Raw genomic sequence first — 1,184 nt, forward strand, 5'->3', positions numbered from 1 at the left:
GGTAGAAGGCTGGAATCATGACCGACATGGGTTCTTCATGACCACGGTGCTGAGCAGGCGCAGCACGCTCCACACCGTGTCCGTGATCCCGATGGCCATTGCTGGCGTCCGTTGCGCATATTGACGACGCCCCACCGGTTCATTCAACTTGACTCGCAGGCTCCGGTTCACCCGACAGAAGTTATGATCCCATTGACCAGATCACTGACCGTCTGACGGACGTGGGGAAGCCTCGCAAACGCGAGGCTTCTGCGGACTTGGTGCGGATTCATACGCCGGGCCGTCCCGTTGTGCCGTTCCACTGCCGAGGTGTTGGGGGTGTTGTATCCGAGAAAGGCCAGCTCCTGATTGACGCGCCGCTGGCTCCCAGCGGCGCGTTCGATGCGGATGTCCACGACGCGCTTGCCTTGATACGTCTTGATGATGCGCACGTGCCCTGAAGTCCGGGGAATGCGGTACTGAAGTTTGGGGAAGCGTCCACGCTTCCCTTGACGCTGGGGCTGGAAGGGGCGTCCAAACACGGCTGGGAACAGCGATTCATATGGAAGCCAGCCATCGGTGAAGAGCACGATGCCATGTGGATCGTGCAGCCGTGAACGGGCGCCGAACAGCAACCGCACTGCCAGATCAGTCGTTCTCGCCCCCAGAGCGTTCTGGACGATGAATTTTGAGCATGGGTCGATGACCGTAGCCTCCCAGCACGGCTGATCCTTACGCCCCACGAAGCCGTGCCGTTCATCGGCCTGGAGGCTCGTCACGTGTAGATCCTGGGCGTGTTGATCGTGAACACGCTGCGCGTGTTCACCTGCGATGCACGCCAGTCGGGAGACGGTAGTGCGGTGAGTGTGGGTGAGTTCAGCGGTCTGCTTGAAGCTGTTCCCGCGCGTCACGTGCTCCACGATGCTCTCCACCCGCTCCCAGGGGAGTTTCACGTTCCACAGGGCAGTGCCTTTGAGTTCACTAAATTCCCGGGTGCAGGTCGAGCAGCGGAGCAACCGGCGTGGCCCCGAGCGCGTGTTGTACCACTTGCGGTGACGAATATTCCCGAGACCTGACTGTCCAGCGGCTGGACAGGCGGGGTTAAGGCAGCGGAAACTGTCGAGTGAGGGTGATTGCATACGTCCGGGGATACGCCCCGGACGCCCCTCATGTCAGGCATGTCGGTTATGATTCCAGCCTTCTAC

The 1,184-nt window shown here is 60.9% G+C and carries 1 pseudogene; it reads right to left on the reverse strand.

What is annotated here, in order from left to right:
- Positions 1 to 15: 15 nt before the first annotated feature.
- Positions 16 to 1,118 (reverse strand): annotated as a pseudogene (locus BOO71_RS28475) (IS1 family transposase).
- Between the last annotated feature and the right edge of the window lie 66 nt (positions 1,119 to 1,184).

Origin of the sequence: Deinococcus marmoris (genome assembly GCF_001949125.1) — a bacterium.
In the GTDB taxonomy this organism is placed as follows: domain Bacteria; phylum Deinococcota; class Deinococci; order Deinococcales; family Deinococcaceae; genus Deinococcus; species Deinococcus marmoris_A.